Source organism: Stenotrophomonas sp. STEN018, assembly GCF_056760235.1.
On the sequence record NZ_JBRREK010000018.1, the window covers coordinates 15,999 to 37,287 of the forward strand.

General features: G+C 63.3%; 16 protein-coding genes. 5 read left to right on the top strand and 11 right to left on the bottom strand.

Features of this window, described 5'->3' with window-relative positions; translation table 11 throughout:
* Positions 1-107 precede the first annotated feature (107 nt).
* From ACVOMB_RS08930 to ACVOMB_RS08945, 4 genes are read right to left on the bottom strand one after another with little or no spacing between them, the layout of a single operon-like run.
* On the bottom strand, positions 108-1,670 hold the full coding sequence (locus ACVOMB_RS08930; RefSeq protein WP_481530838.1) for a DHA2 family efflux MFS transporter permease subunit: 1,563 nt from the start codon (positions 1,668-1,670) through the stop codon (positions 108-110).
* A 7-nt stretch (positions 1,671-1,677) separates the two neighbouring features.
* Entirely contained in the window at positions 1,678-2,859 is a 1,182-nt protein-coding gene (locus tag ACVOMB_RS08935; protein ID WP_481530839.1) for a multidrug transporter, read from the bottom strand.
* Between the two features lie 11 nt (positions 2,860-2,870).
* Positions 2,871-4,346 (bottom strand): efflux transporter outer membrane subunit, encoded by a 1,476-nt coding sequence (locus tag ACVOMB_RS08940; protein WP_481530840.1) that lies wholly within the window; start codon positions 4,344-4,346, stop codon positions 2,871-2,873.
* Positions 4,343-4,786, bottom strand: coding sequence for a MarR family winged helix-turn-helix transcriptional regulator (locus ACVOMB_RS08945; RefSeq protein ID WP_481530841.1), 444 nt, complete (start codon positions 4,784-4,786; stop codon positions 4,343-4,345). Before ACVOMB_RS08945 ends, ACVOMB_RS08940 begins: the two co-directional genes overlap by 4 nt.
* Positions 4,787-5,000: 214 nt before the next feature.
* Here ACVOMB_RS08945 and parC point away from each other — a divergent pair, with 214 nt between their 5' ends.
* The gene (gene parC, locus ACVOMB_RS08950; RefSeq protein WP_481530842.1) at positions 5,001-7,244 is read left to right on the top strand and encodes a DNA topoisomerase IV subunit A; all 2,244 of its coding nucleotides are present in this window, start codon (positions 5,001-5,003) and stop codon (positions 7,242-7,244) included.
* A gap of 195 nt (positions 7,245-7,439) precedes the next feature.
* Complete coding sequence (locus ACVOMB_RS08955; protein WP_481530843.1) at positions 7,440-8,096, top strand: thiopurine S-methyltransferase; 657 nt, start codon at positions 7,440-7,442, stop codon at positions 8,094-8,096.
* Positions 8,097-8,230: 134 nt separating this feature from the next.
* Here ACVOMB_RS08955 and ACVOMB_RS08960 read toward each other — a convergent pair whose 3' ends face one another.
* Positions 8,231-8,719, bottom strand: coding sequence for a bacterioferritin (locus ACVOMB_RS08960; protein WP_481530844.1), 489 nt, complete (start codon positions 8,717-8,719; stop codon positions 8,231-8,233).
* Between the two features lie 149 nt (positions 8,720-8,868).
* Here ACVOMB_RS08960 and ACVOMB_RS08965 point away from each other — a divergent pair, with 149 nt between their 5' ends.
* Entirely contained in the window at positions 8,869-11,361 is a 2,493-nt protein-coding gene (locus tag ACVOMB_RS08965; RefSeq protein ID WP_481530845.1) for a penicillin acylase family protein, read from the top strand.
* 213 nt (positions 11,362-11,574) lie between these two features.
* Here the strand turns inward: ACVOMB_RS08965 and ACVOMB_RS08970 are convergent, their stop codons facing one another.
* Together ACVOMB_RS08970 and asnB are read right to left on the bottom strand one after the other, a co-directional pair.
* Positions 11,575-12,000, bottom strand: coding sequence for a RidA family protein (locus tag ACVOMB_RS08970; RefSeq protein ID WP_481530846.1), 426 nt, complete (start codon positions 11,998-12,000; stop codon positions 11,575-11,577).
* A gap of 157 nt (positions 12,001-12,157) precedes the next feature.
* Positions 12,158-13,843 (bottom strand): asparagine synthase B, encoded by a 1,686-nt coding sequence (gene asnB, locus ACVOMB_RS08975; protein WP_481530847.1) that lies wholly within the window; start codon positions 13,841-13,843, stop codon positions 12,158-12,160.
* A 358-nt stretch (positions 13,844-14,201) separates the two neighbouring features.
* On the opposite strand from asnB, the gene ACVOMB_RS08980 reads away from it, so the two are divergent.
* Both ACVOMB_RS08980 and ACVOMB_RS08985 read left to right on the top strand, forming a co-directional pair.
* A complete protein-coding gene (locus ACVOMB_RS08980; RefSeq protein ID WP_481530848.1) occupies positions 14,202-15,098 on the top strand; it encodes a tetratricopeptide repeat protein in 897 nt (298 codons plus the stop codon).
* 97 nt (positions 15,099-15,195) lie between these two features.
* A complete protein-coding gene (locus ACVOMB_RS08985) occupies positions 15,196-15,882 on the top strand; it encodes a pentapeptide repeat-containing protein (protein ID WP_481530849.1) in 687 nt (228 codons plus the stop codon).
* Between the two features lie 34 nt (positions 15,883-15,916).
* On the opposite strand, the gene ACVOMB_RS08990 is transcribed toward ACVOMB_RS08985, so the two are convergent.
* From ACVOMB_RS08990 to ACVOMB_RS09005, 4 genes are all read right to left on the bottom strand, one after another.
* Complete coding sequence (locus tag ACVOMB_RS08990) at positions 15,917-16,378, bottom strand: N-acetyltransferase family protein (protein WP_481530850.1); 462 nt, start codon at positions 16,376-16,378, stop codon at positions 15,917-15,919.
* A gap of 298 nt (positions 16,379-16,676) precedes the next feature.
* The gene (locus ACVOMB_RS08995; RefSeq protein WP_481530851.1) at positions 16,677-19,559 is read right to left on the bottom strand and encodes a diguanylate cyclase; all 2,883 of its coding nucleotides are present in this window, start codon (positions 19,557-19,559) and stop codon (positions 16,677-16,679) included.
* A 56-nt stretch (positions 19,560-19,615) separates the two neighbouring features.
* A complete protein-coding gene (gene dapE, locus ACVOMB_RS09000) occupies positions 19,616-20,743 on the bottom strand; it encodes a succinyl-diaminopimelate desuccinylase (RefSeq protein ID WP_481530852.1) in 1,128 nt (375 codons plus the stop codon).
* Between the two features lie 58 nt (positions 20,744-20,801).
* Positions 20,802-21,158: a Spx/MgsR family RNA polymerase-binding regulatory protein gene (locus ACVOMB_RS09005; protein ID WP_481530853.1), complete on the bottom strand. Its 357-nt coding sequence runs from the start codon at positions 21,156-21,158 to the stop codon at positions 20,802-20,804.
* Positions 21,159-21,289 lie beyond the last annotated feature (131 nt).

Here is a 21,289-nt window from a genome sequence, read left to right on the forward strand (position 1 = left end):
TCGACACTACACAAATGGCGAAGCCCGCAATCCACCGGATTGCGGGCTTCGCTATAGTTCCATTGGTGTCGGCTTCGCGGCTTACGCCGCTCCTACAACAACCGGGGTTAGTGCCCGCCTGCAGACGCTGCACCACCGCCTGCACCAAACGGCGGCTTGGCCAGCCACACCAGGCCGATGATCAACAGGAACACCCAGCCCAGCAGCAGGAAGATGTCGTTGAAGCCCATCTGCGATGCCTGGTGATTGATCATCTCGTTGAGCACCGCTGCGCCATGCTGCAGGTCGCCCTGCCCCATCGCTGTCACCTGATCGTGCATGCCCGGGTCGTACAGCGACACATGTTCGGTCAGATCAGCGTGATGTTGTTGGGTGCGACGCGCCCACAACCAGGTGGTCAACGATGCCGCGAAGCTGCCGCCCAAGGTCCGCAGGAAGGTGGCCAGACCTGAGCCCGCTGCAATCTCGCGGCCCTCAAGGTCGGACAGCAATATCTGCAGCACCGGCATGAAGAACAAGGCCAGACCAACACCCATCAACAACTGCACGCCAGCGACATGTTCGAAGTTGACCTGCAGGTTGAAGCCAGAGCGCATGAAACTGGTCATCGACAATACGAAGAACGCAATCGTCGCCAGATAGCGCATGTCCACCTTATTACCGAACTTGCCCAGCACCGGCGCCACCATGATCGGCAGGATGCCCAAGGGCGCAGTCGCCAGACCGGCCCAGATCGCGGTGTAACCCATGTCGCGCTGCAACCACTGCGGGATCATCAACGCCACTGAGAAGAACGCGGCATAGCCGACGATCATCGCCAGGGTGCCTGCGCGGAAGTTGCGATGCCGCAGCAGCTTCAGATCCACGATCGGATCCTTGTCGGTCAGCTCCCAGATCACGAACACCGCCAACATCACCGCGGCGATACAGGTTAGCACCACGATCTTGGTCGAGTTGAACCAGTCTTCCTCGTTACCCAGGTCCAGCATCAGCTGCAGGCAGCCGACGCCGATCACCAGGGTGACCAAGCCGACATAGTCCATCTTCGGCCGTTCGGTGGTTTCCACACGATGGCGCAGCTGGCTGCCAACCACGGCCGCCGCGATGACGCCCAGCGGTACGTTGATCAGGAAGATCCATTCCCAGCTGTAGTTGTCGGTGATCCAACCACCAAGGATGGGACCCGCGATCGGCGCCACCACGGTGATCATCGCCAGCAAGGCCAACGCCTGCCCGCGTTTCTCTCTGGGGTAGATCGACACCAGCAGCGACTGGGTGATCGGGTACATCGGCCCGGCTACAAAACCCTGCAGCGCGCGCGATACCACCAGCATGCCCATGCTCTGGGCGATGCCGCACAACAACGAGGCGATCGAGAAGGCGATCGTCGCCCACATGAACAATTTGACCTCGCCGAATCGACGGCTCAACCAGCCGGTAAGCGGCAAGGCAATCGCGGTACTCACCGCGAACGAGGTAATCACCCAGGTCGCCTGCTGCGAACTGGCGCCGAGGTTGCCGGCGATGGTCGGCAACGAGACGTTGGCGATGGTGGTATCCAGCACCTGCATGAACGAAGCCAGGGCCAGGCCGGCCGTACACAGGGCTACGTTGGCCGGCCCTGCACCAGCCGCAGGTGCGGCCGGTGCAGTGGGAGCTTGAGCGGACATGGTGACCTCAGCTGGCGCGCGCGGACGGCGGCAGGTTGTCCTGGATGATGCTGTGGATCATGGCGTCAGCATCGTGCAGCTGCTTGCTGTAAATCTCGGTGCCGTAGACCGTGCCCTTGGCTGCTTCGACCGGCAGCACCGTGCCCTTCTGGTCGTGCAGGTTGACCTCGGCCTTCATCGACAGACCAAGCCGCAGTGGGTGTTCGGCAAGCTGCTTGGCGTCGATGGTGATGCGCACCGGTACCCGCTGCACGATCTTGATCCAATTGCCACTGGCGTTCTGCGCCGGCAGCAATGAGAACGCCGAACCGGTTCCCAGACCCAGATTGGTGATGTGCCCCTTATAGGTCACATCGCCGCCGTACAGGTCCGAGCGCAGCTCAACTTCCTGGCCCAGGCGCATGTGGCGCAGCTGGGTTTCCTTGAAGTTGGCATCCACCCACATCTGCTCGGCCGGCACCACCGCCATCAAGGCAGCACCCGGCTGCACGCGCTGGCCAACCTGCACCGAGCGGCGTGCGACATAGCCCGTCACCGGTGCAACGATGCCGGCGCGGGCCTTGTTGAGGTAGGCCTGGCGCAGCTGTGCGGCCGCAGCCTGCACGTCCGGCTGGGTGGCGATGATGGTGTCATCGACCAGCGCGCGGCTGCGCTCAACGGTTTCGCGCGAACCTGCAACGGCAGCTTCGGCTGCAGCCAGCTCGTCACGGGCATGCGCCAGCTCTTCGTTCGAGATCGCACCGGTAGCCGCAAGGTCACGACGGCGGGCGAAATCTTCGCGGGCACGCTTGACGGTGATCTGACGTGCGTTCAACTCCGCCTGCGCACCTTCCACGCTGCGGTACAGGCCGCGCACCTGGCGCACGGTGCTGGCCAGGTTGGCCTGCGCCTGCTGCATGGCCACTTCGGTATCGGCCGGGTCCAGCTGCACCAGCAGCTGGCCCTGCTCCACCTTCATGCCGTCATCGGCGGCAATGGACACTACCGTGCCGGTGATCTGCGGGGTGATCTGCACCTGGTTGCCGCCGACATAGGCGTCATCGGTGTCCTCGGCCCAGCGGCCCAGGAAGTAATACCACGCAGCAAATGCCACCAACAGGATCACGATGATCAACAACAAGCCGCGCAGCAGCTTGCCGCGACGACTGGGTGCGGCAGCTGCCGCTTCAGGGGAGGAGGTCTGGCTCATGGGGAGGCGTCTCAGGAATTCGAATTGGCGTTGATGGCAACAGCAGGTTCGGCAGTGGCGTCAGGCTGGAAGCCTCCGCCCAATGCCGCGCTCAGGCGCACCGAGGACAGCAGTTGCTGTGACTGCAGATTGCTCAGCTGCTGCTGGCTGCGCAGCAACTGGTCCTGCGTGCCGAGCACATCAAGGTAATTGCCGATGCCAGCGCGGTAGCGCTGCTGGGCAAGGTCATAGGCGGCCTGCGCGGTAGCTTGCGCCTGCTGCTGGGCCTGCACCTGCTGGGCCAGCGAACGCAGTGCGGTGACCTGGTCAGCCACATCGCGCAGCGACTCGACCACGGTGTGGTTGTAGTTGGCCACTGCCAGGTCGTACTCGGCATCACTGCCGGCCAAGCCGGCACGCAGGCGGCCGCCGTCGAAGATCGGCAGGCTCAGCGCCGGTGCCAGCAAACCGAAGGTGGAGCCGCTCTGCAACAGGCTGTCCAGGTTCTTCGACACCACCCCGCCCAGTGCGGTCAGGTTGAGGCTGGGATAGAAGCGGGTTTTGGCGACCTTGATCTGCTTGTCTGCCGCTTCCACCCGCCAGCGCGCAGCGACGATGTCCGGGCGACGACCCAGCAGTTCGCTGGGTAGCACGCTTGGCAGCTGCAGGGCCAGCGGATTCAATTCTGCGGGAACCGCAATATCCAGCCCGCGATCCGGGCCCTGCCCCAGCAACGCCGCCAAGGTGTTACGGGCGGAATCGATCTGCTGCTGCGCGGCCAACTGCTGCTGACGCGCCAACGGCAACCGGGCCTGCGCCTGGGTTACCTGCAGATTGCTGTCGATTCCCGCGCGACGGCGCTGGTTGGTGAGCTCAAGCGTCTTTTCGGCGCGCGCCAGTTCGTCATTGGCAACCCGCTGCAGCTGCCCGGCGTGGGCAAGCTGCACATAGGCCTGGACGATGGCAGCCGATAGATCCAGCCGCGCGGCCTGCGCATCCACCGTCGAGGCATGGACGCTGTCCACTGCCGCTTCCCAGTTCGCGCGCTTGCCGCCCCACAGGTCTACGCCATAGCTGAAGTTGGCTACCGCCTGCACGCTACCCATGTAATCGCCGCCGAGATCACCGGCCATTGATTTGGGCAAGGTCAGCCCGGTATAGCCGGGCGACAGCGACACGTTGGGCTTGCGCTCGGCATCGGCGCCGGACGCCTGTGCCTGCGCTTGGCGCAGGCGCGCATCGGCTGCTTCCAGCGAGGGATTGCTGCGCAGACCTTCGGCGACCAACGCATCCAGCTGTGGATCGGCGAATGCACGCCACCAGTCGGCAGCCGGAAAGCCCGCGGCACTGAGCGGCGCGCCGGCCAGGCTGCGCCCGGCCTGCAGGCTGTCAGCGTCAAGCAGATGTCCCTGCGGTTGCAGGCCACGGCTGCTGGCACAGGCGCCAAGCGCCAGTACCAAAGCGCCCAGCAACAACGGGCGCGCGTAGTTCAAAGGAGAAGTTTTCATGGGGGAGAAAGGGCGTCCCGTACCCGGGTCAACAGGGAAAACAATTGGTCATGCTCAGCGGCAGTCAGGTCGCCCAGGGCCAGATCCATGATCCGGTCACCGCGCACCTTGAGTTGCTGCCACAGCGCGCGACCTTCGTCGGTCACTACGATCTGCAAGGCCCTCCTGTCCTGCGCATGCGGCTCACGCCGCACTGCACCCAACGCCTCCAGCCGGTCCAGCAGACGGGTAACCGCGCTGGGCACCTGATTGATGGCTTGGCCAAGCTCGGCGGCAGTACACGGTGCCATCTGCGAGAGCACCTTCAGCCCTACGTAATGGGTGAAGCCAATGCCCAGGCCTTCCTCGGCCATGGTCGCGTCGAGCTGGCGCACCAGCCCGTCGCCCACTTGGCGCATCAGCAGGCCAAAGCTTGGGGGTACAGGTAAAGGGGTGTTCATGCGGCAGCATTTTATTTCCAACTGGAAATATATTCCATGGAATATTTTCACCAAGAAATGAATTCACCGTTACGCATATGTAGTGAATCGATGACACCACCTTCACCAGGACAGTCGCCGCGCTTGGCATCGCCGCCGCCATCCGGATAATCGACGGATCAGGAAGCCGGCGGTCCCCGCCTTGGCCCCGCACAACAGGTAGCACCTACCCGCAATGACTGATTCTGCACGCCCCGCTTACCATGGCTTCGAACAGCAGCCACTGCGCGAATACGCTGAACGCGCCTATCTCGACTACTCCATGTACGTGGTACTGGACCGCGCCCTGCCGTTCATCGGCGACGGGCTCAAGCCAGTGCAGCGCCGCATCATCTATTCGATGAGCGAACTGGGCCTGGGCGCTGCCGCCAAGCCCAAGAAGTCCGCCCGCACTGTCGGTGACGTCATCGGTAAGTACCACCCGCACGGTGACAGCGCCTGCTACGAGGCCCTGGTGCTGATGGCGCAGCCGTTCTCGTTCCGCTATCCGCTGATCGAGGGCCAGGGCAACTTCGGCTCCAGCGACGACCCCAAGTCGTTCGCGGCCATGCGTTACACCGAATCCAAGATGACCCCGATTGCCGAGATGCTGCTCGGCGAGCTGGGCCATGGCACCACAGATTGGACCCCGAACTTCGACGGCACCCTGGAAGAGCCAACCTGGCTGCCGGCGCGCCTGCCGCACCTGCTGCTCAATGGCACCACCGGCATCGCCGTGGGCATGGCCACCGACGTGCCGCCGCACAATCTCAATGAGATCGTCAGCGCACTGGTGCGCCTGATCGACGAGCCGGACACCACCATCGCCGAGCTCTGCGAGCACGTGAAGGGCCCGGACTACCCGACCACCGCCGAGATCATCACCTCGCCGTCGGACCTGCGGAACATCTATGAGACCGGCAACGGCAGCGTGCGCGCACGCGCCACCTTCAAGAAAGAAGGCGCCAACATCGTCATCGATGCGCTGCCGCACCAGGTGTCGCCGTCCAAGGTGATCGAGCAGATTGCCGCGCAGATGCGCGCCAAGAAGCTGCCGTGGCTGGAAGACATCCGCGACGAATCCGATCATGCCAACCCGGTGCGCGTGGTGTTGATGCCGCGTTCCAACCGCGTCGATGCCGAGCAGCTGATGGGCCACCTGTTTGCCATCACCGACCTTGAGCGCAGCTACCGCGTCAACCTCAATGTCATTGGTCTGGATGGTCGTCCGCAGGTCAAGAACCTGAAGATGCTGCTCAGCGAATGGCTGCGCTTCCGCCAGGACACGGTCACCCGCCGCCTCAACCATCGCCTGCAGAAGGTTGAGCGTCGTCTGCACCTGTTGGAAGGCTTGCTGATTGCCTTCCTCAACCTGGATGAAGTGATCCGCATCATCCGCACCGAGGACGATGCCAAGGTCGCGTTGATCGCGCGCTTCGCACTGAGCGAAGACCAGGCCGATTACATTCTGGAAACCAAGCTCAAGCAGCTTGCGCGCCTGGAAGAAATGAAGATCCGCGGCGAGCAGGATGAGCTGGCCAAGGAGCGCGACAAAATCCTGTCGATCCTGCAGAGCAGCGCCAAGCTGAAGAAGCTGGTCAAGGACGAACTGCTGGCCGACGCCAAGAAGTTCGGCGACGAGCGCCGCTCGCCGTTGGTCCAGCGCGGTGCCGCCCAGGCCATCGACGAAACCGAGCTGGTGCCCAGCGAACCGATGACCGTGGTGCTGTCGGAGAAGGGCTGGGTACGTGCGGCCAAGGGCCACGACGTCGACGGCTCAACCCTGAACTACCGCGACGGCGACAGCCTGCTGGCAGTGGCGCGTACGCGCAGCACCCAGCAGGTGGCCTTCCTCGATACCGAGGGCCGCGCCTACTCCACGCCGGTGCATACCCTGCCCTCGGCACGTGGCAATGGCGAGCCGCTGACCGGCCGCTTCTCACCGGCCTCGGGCAGCAGCTTCGTCACCGTGGCCAGTGGCGACAACAACACCCGCTTCGTGCTGGCGTCCACGCACGGCTATGGTTTCGTCACCCGCTTCGAGAACCTCACCGGCCGCAACAAGGCCGGCAAGGCGATGCTCAACCTGTCCACTGGTTCGGCAGTGCTGACCCCGTCGTTGGTCGCCAACCCAGAAACCGACCGGATCGTTGCTGTCACCAGCGCCGGCAACATGCTCGCCATCCCGGCCAGCGAGCTGCCCGAGCTGGACAAGGGCAAGGGCAACAAGATCATCGAGATCCCCAAAGCCAAGCTCTCCACCGAGCGCGTGGTAGCGGTGGTCGCGGTAGGCCCGGGAAACACCCTGCAGGTACGCAGTGGCCAGCGCACCATGAACCTGTCGTTCAAGGACCTGGAAACGTATCTGGGAACACGGGCGACGCGCGGGCATCTGCTGCCGCGGGGTTGGCAGAAGGTCGAAGGCCTCGAAGTCCAGTAATCAAGAGAAGGCCGGGCATTGCCCGGCCTTCTTTTTTGCTTGTGTTTGTGGGAGCGGCGTAAGCCGCGAAGCCACAGATCCAACCAACATCAGCGACCACAAATCACCATCGATCCATTGCTATCAGCTTCGCGGCTGACACCGCTCCCACAAACAGCAAAGCAATCTGCAAAGCACACCCAACTGGAGAACCCCATGCAACCCGACTTCTGGCTGCAACGTTGGCAGAACGGTCAAATCGGTTTTCATCGCAGCGAGGTGATGCCGCTGCTGCAGAAGCACTGGCCCGAGCTTGAACTGCCGCAAGGCAGCCGCGTACTGGTACCGCTGTGCGGCAAGACCCTGGACATGCACTGGTTGGCGGCGCAGGGCCACCGCGTGCTCGGCGTTGAATTGTCACCAATGGCCATCGAGCAATTCTTCGCCGAAGCCGACATCACCCCGCAGCGCCACAGCAGCCCATACGGCGAGCACTATAGCGCCGGGCCGATTGAAATCATCTGTGGCGATGCCTTCGCGCTGGATGCGGAACTGCTGGGGGATATCGCCAGCGTCTATGACCGCGCTGCGCTGATCGCCTTGCCGCCGCACCTGCGCCAGCACTACCGCGACACCTTGTACGGGCAGTTGCCGGTAGGTTGCCAGGGTGTGCTGATCACCCTGGAATACCCGCAGGACGAGAAGCAAGGCCCGCCGTTCTCAGTGGAGGAAGCCGAAGTGCAGCGTTTGTTCGCCAGTCCGTGGCAGGCCGGCCTGCTGGAACGCCGCGACATCCTCGACCAGCAGCCGGACTTCCGCGCCGACGGCGTAAGCGCGCTATCCACCGCCGTCTACAGGCTACAACGCCTGTAACGCCGACCCATGGCCGGCACGGGCATTACCCGATAGACCCACGGTGCCGATCAAGCCCCTGTAGTGCCGACCCATGGTCGGCAAGGGCGTTACCGATAGATTCAAAATGCCGACCATGGGTCGGCACTACAAAATCAATGCGCCGCAGCGCCCTTGGCGTCCATCTTGCTCAGTTGGTACAGCTCAAGACCAATGCGCTTGATCAGGCCCAGCTGCTTCTCCAGCCACCAGGCATGGTCTTCTTCGGTGTCACGCAACTGCACAAGCAGGATGTCGCGGCTGACATAGTCGCCCTGTGCTTCGCACAGCTTCACGCCGGCAGCCAGATTGGCACGCACCTGATACTCCACCTGTAGATCCTTTTCCAGCATCTCCATCACCGTCACGCCCGGCTCGAAGCCGTGCGGACGCATGTCCGGGTTGCCGCCGAGGAACAGGATGCGACGCAGCAATGCATCAGCATGTTCGGTCTCTTCTTCCATCTCATGACCGATACGCTCGTACAGCGCCAGCAGGCCCTGATCCTCATAACGACGGGAATGGATGAAGTACTGGTCGCGCGCAGCCAGTTCGCCGCGCAGCAGCTCCTTCAGGCACTCAATAACTTCGGGTTTGCCCTGCATGGGGATGCTCCTGATGATTCGATGGTGCATAGGGTGCCCCATCTGAAAACCCAATGATCTAATCAGAATCACTTTCAGTTGCGATTCCCTCTCTTTCAGCTTCACAAGCTGTCTACAATCGCGACAGAACCGCTACCGGGGGTAGGCCTGTGCTGCGTTGGCTGCTGCGTTCGCTTTGGGTTGTATTGGGGCTGTTGCTGGTAGCGCTGCTGGTCGTCTGGGGGCTGCTGCGCGGCAGCCTGCCGCAGCTGGACGGGGAACTGGCCCTGCCCGGGCTATCCGCCCCGGTCAGCATCCAGCGCGATGCCCTGGGAGTACTCACCGTCGAGGCCGCCAACGAGACCGATATGGCCCGTGCCCTGGGCTATGTGCATGCGCAGGAACGCTTCTTCGAGATGGACCTGATGCGGCGCTCGGCCGCTGGCGAGCTATCCGAACTGTTCGGCGCCAAGGCCTTGCCGCTGGACAAGCGCATGCGCGTGCACCGGCTGCGCGCCCATACCCAGCAGAACCTGGGCGCGGCCTTGGGTGACAAGCGCGGTGTCATCGAAGCCTACCGCGACGGGGTCAATGCAGGCCTTGCCGCGCTGCCGGTGCGGCCTTGGCCCTATCTACTGCTGCGCCAGCAACCGCGTCCGTGGGAGCTGGAAGATACGGTGCTGACCGGGCTGGCGATGTACGCCGATCTGCAGGACCCGACCAACTCCCGCGAACTCGCGATGGCACGCATCCGCAGCGTGGTGCCACCGGCGCTGTATGCGCTGCTGGCGCATGACGGCAGCAGCTGGGATGCACCATTGTTCGGCGCGCCCCGTGGCGATGCGGTGTTACCGGATGCAGCAACGCTGGACCTGCGTATTGCAGGCACCACGCGGGCCCTCACTCCACCACCTGCTTCGCAAGCGGTGCCCCTCTCTCCCGCTATGCGGGAGAGAGGCGTAGGCGGGTCGCCTGCGGCGGCCGATTCTTTTATCGCGCAGGCCCTCACTCCACCGCCTGCTTCGCAAGCGGTCCCCCTCTCTCCCGCTGCGCGGGAGAGAGGCGTCGGCGGGCCGCCAGCGGCGGCCGATTCTTTTCCGGGCAGCAACAATTTCGCAGTGGCTGGAGCACTGACCGTCGACGGCCGCGCCATCATCGCCGACGACATGCACCTGGGCCTGCGCGCGCCGAATATCTGGTTCCGTGCACGCCTGCGCTATGCCGATCCGACCGCACCGGAAGGCAAGGTCGATGTCACCGGATTTACCCTGCCCGGCCTGCCGGCGGTCATCGTCGGCAGCAATACGCGGGTGGCCTGGGCCTTCACCAACAGCTACATCGATACCGCCGACTACACCAGCGTGCCAGCCGATGCGCCGCTACGTACCTACAACGAAGCCATTGGCGTTGCCGGTGCCCGCCCGGAAATGCTGCTGGTGCGCGAAAGCAATTGGGGCCCAATCCTGCATGACGAGCCCGACGGACACCTGTTGGCATTACGCTGGGTAGGCCAGCAAGCAGGTGCCGTCCATCTGGGTTTCATCGACATGGCCAAGGCGGCCGATCTGGATGCCGCATTTGCGGTGGCCGATCGTTCCGGCGTCCCCGCGCAGAACCTGCTGCTTGCCGACCGCAGCGGTCGAATCGCTTGGCGTCTGATCGGTGCAAGACCAGCGCGCGACCCGGCCTGCCAAGCTGATGCTGTCGCACAGTCCACTTGCCTGCCTTGGTCTATCCGCACCGACCAGGCACCCTCGCTGATTGACCCGCCCGATCACCGCCTGTGGACGGCCAATGCTCGTGTGCTCGACGGTGCCGCCCTGGCCGAAGCCGGTGACGGTGGCTACGATTTCGGCGCACGTGCCAAGCAGATCCGCGACGGACTGTTTGCCCACGAAAGCTTCAACGAGCGCGACTTGCTGGCCATCCAGCTCGACGACCGCGCCCTGCTGATGGAACGCTGGTGGAAGCTGCTACGGCAGACCATCGAGCACAGCGATGATCCCGCGCTGAAGCGACTGGAAGCCGCCAGCCGCCAATGGCAGGGCCGCGCCTCCACCGATTCGGTCAGCTACCGCATGGCACGCGGATTCCGCGGCATCCTGATGGACAACATGGAGGGTGCGTTGCTGGCACCTGCAAAGGCACAGTTGGGCGAGCGCTACATCGCGCCCAAACTTGCCCAGTTCGAAGGCGTGCTGTGGCCCTTGCTCAGCCAACGGCCGGCGAATCTACTACCAGCGCCATACCAAAGCTGGGATGCGCTGCTGGCTGACAGCGCCCGTCAGCTTGAAAGCGACCTTGCCGCGCAAGGTCCAGACCTGGCCGAGCGCAGTTGGGGCGAGCGCAACACCGCCGCTATCTGCCACCCGGTCTCGGCAGCCTTGCCAGGCCTGTTCAAACGCTGGCTGTGCATGCCGGCCCAGCCTTTGGCTGGCGACGCCGATATGCCACGGGTAGTCGGGCCCAAGTTCGGCGCATCCGAGCGCATGGTGGTGTCACCCGGCCACGAAGCCGATGGCATCGTGCATATGCCCGGCGGCCAGAGCGGCCATCCATTGTCACCGTTCTGGGGCGCTGGCCACGACGACTGGGTGGAAGGCAGGCCGACCCCATTCCTGCCAGGTCAGCCCGCGCACAATTTGAGCTTGAGCCCGCGCTGAGGCAGCAAACGTTTGTACGCAGAGATCAGGAGTGTTCCATATTTATGCCAGCATTCCCGGGGCACTTCGCTTGCCCCGGCTGGCATCTGAGTGTGGGAGCGGCGTAAGCCACGAAGCTGGATCTGCTCGAGCCCTTGATGCATGTGCAATCTGATGGAGTTCCTGCTTCGCGGCTTACGCCGCTCCCACAAACGACGGGTCTGGGTTCCGGCCTTACTTCAACCGCACCGTCCACTCCACTTCAAGCTTGGCCTCGGCGTCGAACAGGCGGCTGATCTGCACCCAGCTCGCCGCTGGATACTTGCCGTCGGCAAAGAAGGTCTTGCGGTCGGGGATGGCCTTGATCAAGCCGTCCATATCGGTGGTGAACACGGTTTCCTTCACCACCTGGCTGCTGTCAGCATCAAACTGCAGCAGGATCTTCGTCAGCTTGCCGTAGCAGTCCCGCACCGCGGCCTGCATGTCCGCGCCTCTGCAGGGCACACCGGAAACATGCAAAGTGTCGCCGTCGCGCACCACCCCGGTATAGCCGATATCTGCTTCCCAGGTACCCAATTGATGGCGCTCCAAAGGAACGTCACTGGCATGGGCGAACGAACTGCAAAGCAGGCCAAACATCAATAACGAACAAGCACGCATCGAAAATCCCTTTGACTGAGTACCGAGGAAGTAGCTGCAATTTCGTAGTCACATGCAGCGGTTTTTGCGGTGTGAGAAGCGGCCCCTCTCCCCACCCCTCTCCCGCAGGGGGAGAGGGGCTTTGAAGGCCAATGCAGGCCGATCTTCTGCTGAGCTGTCAGCCTGCCAGCGCCTGCTCGTGCACACCGGCTACGGCACGACCCGACGGATCGGCCATGCTGGCGAAGCTGGCATCCCAGGCAATCGCCGCCGGTGACGAGCAGGCGATCGACTTGCCGCCCGGCACCGTTTCCGATGCCGCATGGCTGGGGAAGAACTGCTCGAACACGTGACGGTAGTAATACGCTTCCTTGGTTTGCGGCGGGTTGTACGGGAAGCGCTTGTCGGCCGCTGCCAGCACGCGGTCACTGACCTGCGCCTCGGCGTGCGCCTTCAGTCCGTCGATCCAGCCATAGCCGACACCATCGCTGAACTGCTCCTTCTGCCGCCATAGGATTTCCTTGGGCAGATAGCCTTCGAAGGCTTCGCGCAGCACCGCCTTCTCGATGCGGCCGCTGGCCTTGTCGATCATCTTGTGGCTCGCGTCCATCTTCATCGCCACGTCGAGGAACTCGCGGTCCAGGAACGGTACGCGCGGCTCCACGCCCCAGGCCATCATCGACTTGTTTGCGCGCAGGCAATCGTAGTTGTTCAGCGCATCGAGCTTGCGCACCAGCTCTTCGTGGAATTCCAGCGCGTTCGGCGCCTTATGGAAGTACAGGTAGCCGCCGAAGATCTCGTCGCTGCCTTCGCCGGACAGCACCATCTTCACGCCCATTGCCTTGATCCGGCGCGCCAGCAGGAACATCGGGGTCGAGGCGCGGATGGTGGTGACGTCATAGGTTTCTACGTGGCGGATCACTTCCGGCACCGCGTCCAGGCCTTCTTCGAAGGTGTACTCGAAGCCGTGATGCACGGTCCCCAGCGCAGCTGCGGCCACTTCGGCGGCGGCCAGATCCGGCGAGCCCTTCAGACCAATCGCGAAGCTGTGCAGGCGTGGCCACCAGGCTTCACTCTGGCCACCGTCTTCGATGCGGTTGCGCGCATAACGTGCCGCAACTGCAGCGACCAAGGACGAATCTAGACCGCCGGACAGCAGCACGCCATACGGCACATCGGTCATCAGCTGGCGGTGCACGGCACGCTCGAAGGCCTCGCGCAGCTCAACCAGCGACACGTCTACACCCTGGACTGCAGCGTAGTCGCGCCACGGGCGCTGGTAGTACTTGCTCAGCGTATCGGTACTGCTGTCATACCAATGGCCGGGCGGGAACTGCGCCACATCGGCACAGGTGTCGGACAACGACTTCATCTCCGAAGCCACGCACAGCCGGCCCTGCTTGTCGTGGCCCCAGTACAGCGGCACCACACCGATCGGGTCACGGGCGATGATCACGCGCTGCTTTTCGCGATCCCACAGCGCGAACGCGAAGATGCCGTTGAGCCTGTTCAAGTAGGACGCCGGCTCGTCTTCACGGTACAGCGCATTGATCACTTCGCAATCCGAGCCGGTCTGGAAGGCGTAGGGCTGGGTCAGTTCCTTCTTCAGCTCCTGGTGGTTGTAGATCTCACCGTTCACCGCCAGCGCCAGCTGGCCGTCATCGGATAACAGCGGCTGCGAGCCGCCAGCCGGGTCGACAATGGCCAGGCGCTCATGCACGAGGATTGCGCCCTCGTCTACGTAAACACCGCTCCAGTCCGGGCCGCGATGCCGCTGGCGCTGGGATTGTTCAAGCGCCTGCCGACGCAGCGCCTGCAGGTCGTCACCGGGTTGCAGGCCAAAAATGCCGAAGATGGAACACATGGGAAAGCTCCTGGGTTGTGTGGGGACAAACATTGGAAGCAACGGCTTGAAGACCTGCAGCCGCTCGGTGTTCCCGCCCCGGCCACAAAAAAACCCGCATCGGCCGATGCGGGTTTTCTGGTGTCCTGAGCGTGTTGCCTGTTCTAGCTCTGGTCGCAGTCCCGCAGTGGCCGCGCACGATTATTCGCGCGCAGATTATTGCGGTTGTTATTGTTGACGGCGGTGGCCAGGAACGAGGACATGGCGCTGACCGTATCCCGCTTTCGACGCCCGCGCAACTGTTGCTTTGGCAACCGATTCAGCGCCCGGGCCGGCGCACTCCGCGATAATCGCCCGCCGCCTTGCCCGGACCTGCTGGATGCCCCGTCCCACGCCCCGCGTGCTGCTGTACGCCCTGTCCCTGTTCACCTTGCTCGGTTGCGCGACAACGCCCAACACCCGCCCGCCCAGCGACACCGAACGCGATGCGCTGTCCGCAGCCGCTGACGGCCAGTTCGATTCCGCCCTACGGGTCGCCAAGATGTACCAGGCCTGGAATGACCCGCGCGCACTGGACTGGTATGCACGCGCAGCGGCGACGACGCCACGTAGCCACCGCAGCACCGGCGCCGAAGAGCAACTGGGCAGTATCCTTGAGCGCGGCCGCCTGGACAGCGGTGACGAACCGCAGAAGCCCGAGGACGTTCGCTTCAAACCATCGCCACGCAAGGCATTGCGCTGGTACCACAGCGCCGCCTACCACGGCTCGCCGTATGCCATGCACGACCTGGCGCGCTTGTACGAACGCCAGGGTGACATGACCGGCGCCCTGCGCTGGCGGCTGCGCTCGGCGGTGTATATGCGTGAGTTGTACAAGTTGGACGCGTTGCGCAAGGCAACCCGAAGCTCAACCGATGCTGCACGTCTCGCCGCAGACCAGCCCTCCACCAATACAGCCATCGCCCGCATCCAACGGCAGGCCGCACGTGGCGATGCCGAGGCCCAGGTCGATCTCGGCGCCTTGCACGAAGCTGGCATTGGCATGCCCGAGGATATGAACGAGGCGCTGCGCTGGTACCAGCGCGCTGGCGAGCAAGGCAATGTCTACGGCCAATACTTCAGCGGGCTGGCGCTGGGTCGCGGCAGCAAGGGCCTGCAGAAGGATGAAACAGCAGCGGCAGCATGGTTCGCGCGCGCCAAGGCACAGGAGTTCTATCTGGCTGATGAGTCGTATTGGCGCCGGGCCATCGCGCCGCCATTCTTCATCTTCGAGTAGATCGACCAGGTCTGTACACACAACATCCGGCGCGACAAGACTGCCTCAGTAGATCGATGTCGCGCAGAATGACCCACTGGCACCAGCAGAATTGAACATGACGAGCACTCCGGTTTTCCGCGAAGAAACCATCGACCGCGCACGCATGCAGCAGATCATCCGTGCGCATCCGCGTGCAGCGGTGTTCGAATCCTGCACGCTGGATGACGGCGATTTCTCGCGCCTGGATATGGATGGCTACCAGTTCAAACAGTGCTCGCTGAGCAAGGCAAACTGGCTGGCCGCATCACTGGAAGAAAGCCAGTGGCAGAAATGCCGCGGCAGCCAATGCGACTTCAGTTCCGCCCAAGTCAGTGACTCGCGCTTCGATCACTGCGACCTCAACAACAGCTTCTGGCGCCGCGCCACGTTGTCGTCGGTGCAATTCAAGGACTGCAAGCTGACCGGCGCCCACCTGCAGGAAGTAAGCGGCTGGGCGCTGGAGTTCCGCGACTGTCTGCTGGTCAGCGCCGACCTGCGTGGAATGTCGTTCCGCAAGGCAGAACTGGAAGGCATGGATTTCTCCGACGCCGACCTGTCCGGCTGCGACTTCCGCGACGCCGTGTTCACTGGTGGCAGCCTGCGCAACGCACAGACCCGACTGACCCGCTTCGAAGGCGCCGACCTGCGCAATACCGATATCAGCGGGCTCAACGTGATGGATACGAAATACTTCAAGAAAGCGGTGATCTCACAGCGGCAGGCTGCGGCGGCGTTGGCTGCGTTTGGATTGATTGTTGATTGACTCCAGAGCCGTCGGTCGGACGGCATTACTGGACTTACAGCGAGAGGCTGTAAGCATGAAAGTCGGTATCAAGCACCCAGCCCTCGGATACATACAGCGCCTGTGCGGATTCATTGCTGACAGCCGTGGACAGCGAAAGCCGTATCGCACCAACCGCACGCCCATAGTCTGCCGCAGCCCCCAACAGCTGGGCAGCGACCCCGGTACGCCGCGCCTCAGGAACTACAAACAGATCGTTGAGGATGAAGCTGCGGGCCGCGGAAACGGACGAAAAACTGGGATAAAGCTGTGTGAATCCGACTGCAGCACCGCTGTCCCGGAGCGCAAGAAAGATCACGGACTGGTTGTGCTGGAAGCGCTCCAGCAGGAACGTGCGCGCCAGCACCAGATCGCTGGGCTTGCCATAAAAGACCCGATAGGCGTCAAAGAGCGCAACCAGCGTCCCGATATCCGCAACGCTGGCTTGCCTTGTCTGAAAACGCTGTATGTGACTCATGTCTTCCTTGGACCAGGGTCTGAGTTAAGCCGATGTGGCGGAGCAACGCCACGCTTGTGCAAGCAACGCAGGATTCTTCAGCTCGCATCGCCCCTCTGGACCGTGAGCGACTTTCATCCAGCCAAACTGAAAGCGATGTCCAACACCGGCACTATAGCCATATTGCGCTGCTCTGGCGGAAGATTTGCTTCCGACATGCACGCGCGACGCAGCGCCGGCACCCACCTCAGCCCGCAGACCACGCTACGCGTGCAGTGTGACAAACGGCCGAATTGATATTGCCTGCAGCCACCATCGGCTAGGCATCTTCTTGAAGGCTGGCAACATCCACCCGATTCCGCCCCTCACGCTTGCCCCGGTACAGCGCTTGATCGGCGCAGCGCACCAATGCCATCGGGTCTCCCTCAGATACCGGGGTGCAAACCGCCACACCGACACTGATCGTCACCCGCTGACCTGCCGCACCAGTCACCTGCTCCACCGCACTGCGAAGCCGTTCACCGCGCGCCAATGCCATCTGCTCGTCGCAACCCGGCAGGATCAGCACGAACTCCTCTCCGCCGTAGCGCGCGACCAGCTCTTCGGCACCGGTCACCTGCGCGGCCAGCGTCTGCGCCACGCGACGCAACTGCAGGTCGCCAATATGATGGCCGTGGGTGTCGTTGAACTGCTTGAAGTGATCCACGTCGATCATCATCACCGCCAACGGTTCCTGCCGCTCCGAGCAGCGCTGCCAGGCACGCGGCAAGGCCTTCTCCATCGCGTGGCGGTTGGCGATACCGGTGAGCCCGTCGGTCACGGCCAAAGCCGATAGCCGGGAGTTGGCACGTTGCAGCTCGGCCGTGCGTTCGCTGATCTTCTGTTCCAGCAAGCGGTTGCGTTCGTTGATGGCGCGCGTACGTAAACGCACCACCATCACAATGAGCAACAAGCCGGCTACAGCAAAGGCAACCCGCACCCACGGTCGCTGATACCAGAACGGCGCAATCTGCAGCCGGTAGCGCATCGTCTCGGTCGGCGCGCCACCCATCATCCGCGCCTGCAACTGGAAGGCGTACGCCCCAGCCGGCAAGCGCTGGTAGGTCAGCTCGCGTCCGGCCGCCCACGGCGACCATTCGTCGTGGTACCCCTCCATCCGATAGCGGAACTCGACCTCCGGCTCCATGCCCTGTACGCCGAAGCGCAAGGCCAAGCCCGCGCCGGCTGGCAGGTGCGGCACCGTATGCGGCGACAACGGCAGCAACACTGGCGGGTGATTCGGGCCTTGCAGTTCGACGCGGTCAAGCCGCGCCTGCGGTGCTGCTGCGGTGGATTCAACCGCAGCAGGATCCAGCTGCAGCACGCTGTCGCGGGTAACCACGCGCAGTTGCCCATCGCTGTGCAGGGCGACTGTCATGAAGCCGGGGACGCGGCTGTCGCTGACCTGCTGTAGCTTGAACGTACTGGCACCTGGCTTGCGCCACCACAACTGCCGTGCCGTCCAAGCGAAGCTTCCCTTGGTATTGTCCCTGCCTTCCAATTCCATCGGCGCCTGTAGCCCCGGCAGCACGGGCAACGCAGCGGCAACGAACTGCTCGCCCTGCAATTGATGCACCTGCTTGCCGGAGATCGCATACAGCACGCCATCACTACGGAATAAACGGGTGCCTTGCCCCGCCGCGACAGGCAGACCCTGCGCCGCCCCAAAACGCTGTTCCGCGAGCAACCGGCCACTATCCGCCGCAAAACGCCAACGCCTCGCGCCACCGCCGGCGTCACCAGCCCACAACTCGCCAGCGGCGACTTCATATAGCCCGTCAGCCGCCCGGCCACCGATCTTCCATTGCGCCTGCAGCTGCCAGCGCCCGTCGCGTTGGCCAAGCACGATGACTCTGCTGTTGCTCACCGCGAACATGCGCTTGCCGTCGTACACCGAGGGCACCAGCTTGCTGACGCTGTCACCCAGCATCGAGGGCAGCAGCCGCCGTGGTTGCGTTTGCCCGGGATCGAGCACCGCCAGACCGTAGCGATCCCCGATCAGGAGCCCAGCGCTTGTTCCTTCCAGCGCGAAGGTTTCCAGATCCCGGCGCGACCACTGCAGTTGCGAGAACATCGGCGTACCGGCCGCAGAGGGCTGCGCGCTCCACACACCCGTGCTCGCCACCCATAGGCGACCGTCGTACCAGGTGCTGTCGAAGATGCGTCCGCTCAGCCCCTGCAGGCGCCCATAGCGCGTCCAAGGCAGCGACCAGCGCAGGCGTGCGATTCCATTTTCGCCGGAGATCCATACCGCACCTTCGCGATCTTCCTCCAGATCGTGCATCTCGCCCGCACAGGCAGCGAAACTATCGAGCAGGCGCAAGCCAGGCGAGAAGCGCATGATGGTGCCGTCGAAACTACCTATCGCGAAGCCTCCATCGGCCAAGGCAATGCCGGTATACGGCTCATGCAGACGGAACGCGGCATCAGCCTCGGTATCGAGCTTGCGCAGATGCTTGCCATCACTGAAATGGAAACCATCGGCAGCGGCAAACAACAAGCCGCCGCGATACGCCCAGGCGGCGGGGACACGCAATTTTGCCAGTGAATCCATGCCCTCGACACGAACCATTGCGACCCCGTCCACGCGGTATAGGCCTTCCCCGGGAACCCGGAAATAGACCACATCGCCTGCCACCAGCGGGCGCGCACGCGCACCGGCTGGAAATTGTAGCCGCGTAGTGCTGCCATCCTTTTCGAGCACGAACAATGCCCCGGCGCTAACCGCATGAATGCCACGGGACGTTTCTCCCAGTGAATAGACCTCCACTGGACTCTGCACCAAGCCAGCATTGGCCAAGCGTGGCAACAGGTCGATGAATCTGTGCGTGCCGTCTGGCAGACGTCGCAGTTGCCCGAACACACCCGCACCGGCGGCATAGATGCTGCCATCGCGCGCCAGCATGATCGAGTACACCGGCGCTTCGCCAGCAGCCTCCAGCAGCTCCCATACACCGCTGCGGAAGATCATCACCCCTTCGCCACTGGCGGCGTAAAGATTACCTGCGCGGTCAACCACCACGTCTGGATAGGTCGGCGACCCCGGCAGTTGGCTGGCGGCGAACTGCCGTAGCAATGGCAAGCCATGCATCGTGGTGCTGGCGTGCGCGAACGGCGGCACGCATACCAGCACAAGGGCCATCAGCCCAATACGGAACCACATTTGAACCCTGTCCATCTCGCCCCCCCGGCAAGATTGTGCACCTGCACCGTAACAGTTCAGTCCAGCAGTTTTTCGATCAGCTTCCGGTACAGGTCAGGCAGCGCTTCCAGGTCGGCCACGCGCACGTTCTCATCGACCTGGTGGATGCTGGCATTCACCGGTCCCACCTCGATGCATTGCGCGCCCAAGGGAGCGATGAAACGGGCGTCGGAGGTCCCACCGCCGGTGCTTTCTTCCGGCGCGGCACCGGCGAACTCGGCCAGTACGTCACGCGCAACGCTGCGCAGACGGCCTTCCGGGGTATAGAACGGTTCACCGCTACGGTGCCAATGCAGGTCGTAATCCAAGCCATGACGGTCCAACAGCGCACCTATCTCTGTTTCCAGCTTGTCCGCACTCCAATACGGGTTGTAGCGCAGATTGAACATCACCTGCAGCTCGCCAGGGATCACGTTGTTGGCGCCGGTGCCGGCGTTGATATTGGAGATCTGCAGGCTGGTGGACGGGAAGCTTTCATAGCCGTCGTCCCAATGGCGGGCGGTGAGCTCGGCCAGGGCCGGTGCGGCCAGATGGATCGGGTTCTTTGCCTTGTCCGGATAGGCGACATGGCCCTGCACGCCCTTGATGCGCAGCTTGGCCGAGAGGCTGCCGCGACGGCCGACACGCAGCAGGTCACCGAGCTTGGCGGTGGATGACGGCTCACCTGTAATGCACCAGTCGATGCCCTGCCCACGCTCGACGAATAGTCTGGCGACGTGGCGCACGCCATCGATGGCGTCGCCTTCCTCATCGCTGGTCAGCAGCACTGCCAGCGTGCCGGGGTGGTTCGGGTGTGCGGCAACAAACTGTTCGGCAGCCACCACGAAGGCGGCGACGCTGCCCTTCATATCGGCAGTGCCACGCCCGTACAGCACGCCGTCGCGAACTTCCGGCTTGAACGGGTCGCTGCTCCAGGCCTCGACCGGGCCTGTCGGCACCACGTCGGTGTGGCCGAGCAGTACCAATACCGGCGCGCCGCTGCCGTGGGTGGCCCAGAGGTTGTCGACTTCGCCCAGACGCAGGTGCTCGCAGTTGAAGCCGGCAGCGTTGAGGCGGCCGGCGACCAACTGCTGGCAGCCTGCGTCTTCCGGGGTTACCGAGGGGCGTGCGATCAGGTCGCAGGTCAGGGCTAGTACGTCGTTCATGGCGGCCTTATGGATCGGTGGCTTCGCGGCTTACGCCGCTCCTACGTGCGGTGGCGGATCAGGCGATGTTGAAGCGGGCTTTGAAGCCGTTGTCGCTGAAGCCCTGGCTCAGGTTGTCGTCGTCGGTGATGACCAGCGGGCGTTTGATCAGCTGCGGGTATTCGCGCAGCAGCAGCTTCCACTCGGCATCGGACTCGGGCGACTTGCGGTTGTCCGGCAGCTGCCGCCAGGTGGTTGAGGATCTGTTGATCATCGCGGCGAAGCCACCAGCCTTGCCGGCCCATTCGAGCAGGGTTTCCGGGCTGGGCTTGTTGTCGCGGTAATCGACGAAGGTGTAAGCGACGTTGAAGCGGTCCAGCCACTTGGTGGCTTTCTTGCAGGTGTCGCAGTTTTTTAATCCGTAGATCGTGGTCATTCTGAAATCCAAAGCCCGCATGACAAAGCCCCTCTCCCGCTTGCGGGAGAGGGGTTGGGGTGAGGGGAAGCTTCTAGCTCATTGGCCAAGCTTCTAGCCCTCAGAATAAGAGCGAAGCAAAAGCTCCCCTC

Bases quoted from the DNA above. Each gene is read 5' to 3' on its own strand.
- ACVOMB_RS08930 (WP_481530838.1), bottom strand. From the start codon at position 1,670: ATGTCCGCTCAAGCTCCCACTGCACCGGCCGCACCTGCGGCTGGTGCA.
- ACVOMB_RS08935 (WP_481530839.1), bottom strand. From the start codon at position 2,859: ATGAGCCAGACCTCCTCCCCTGAAGCGGCAGCTGCCGCACCCAGTCGT.
- ACVOMB_RS08940 (WP_481530840.1), bottom strand. From the start codon at position 4,346: ATGAAAACTTCTCCTTTGAACTACGCGCGCCCGTTGTTGCTGGGCGCT.
- ACVOMB_RS08945 (WP_481530841.1), bottom strand. From the start codon at position 4,786: ATGAACACCCCTTTACCTGTACCCCCAAGCTTTGGCCTGCTGATGCGC.
- parC (WP_481530842.1), top strand. From the start codon at position 5,001: ATGACTGATTCTGCACGCCCCGCTTACCATGGCTTCGAACAGCAGCCA.
- ACVOMB_RS08955 (WP_481530843.1), top strand. From the start codon at position 7,440: ATGCAACCCGACTTCTGGCTGCAACGTTGGCAGAACGGTCAAATCGGT.
- ACVOMB_RS08960 (WP_481530844.1), bottom strand. From the start codon at position 8,719: ATGCAGGGCAAACCCGAAGTTATTGAGTGCCTGAAGGAGCTGCTGCGC.
- ACVOMB_RS08970 (WP_481530846.1), bottom strand. From the start codon at position 12,000: ATGCGTGCTTGTTCGTTATTGATGTTTGGCCTGCTTTGCAGTTCGTTC.
- asnB (WP_481530847.1), bottom strand. From the start codon at position 13,843: ATGTGTTCCATCTTCGGCATTTTTGGCCTGCAACCCGGTGACGACCTG.
- ACVOMB_RS08980 (WP_481530848.1), top strand. From the start codon at position 14,202: ATGCCCCGTCCCACGCCCCGCGTGCTGCTGTACGCCCTGTCCCTGTTC.
- ACVOMB_RS08985 (WP_481530849.1), top strand. From the start codon at position 15,196: ATGACGAGCACTCCGGTTTTCCGCGAAGAAACCATCGACCGCGCACGC.
- ACVOMB_RS08990 (WP_481530850.1), bottom strand. From the start codon at position 16,378: ATGAGTCACATACAGCGTTTTCAGACAAGGCAAGCCAGCGTTGCGGAT.
- ACVOMB_RS08995 (WP_481530851.1), bottom strand. From the start codon at position 19,559: ATGTGGTTCCGTATTGGGCTGATGGCCCTTGTGCTGGTATGCGTGCCG.
- dapE (WP_481530852.1), bottom strand. From the start codon at position 20,743: ATGAACGACGTACTAGCCCTGACCTGCGACCTGATCGCACGCCCCTCG.
- ACVOMB_RS09005 (WP_481530853.1), bottom strand. From the start codon at position 21,158: ATGACCACGATCTACGGATTAAAAAACTGCGACACCTGCAAGAAAGCC.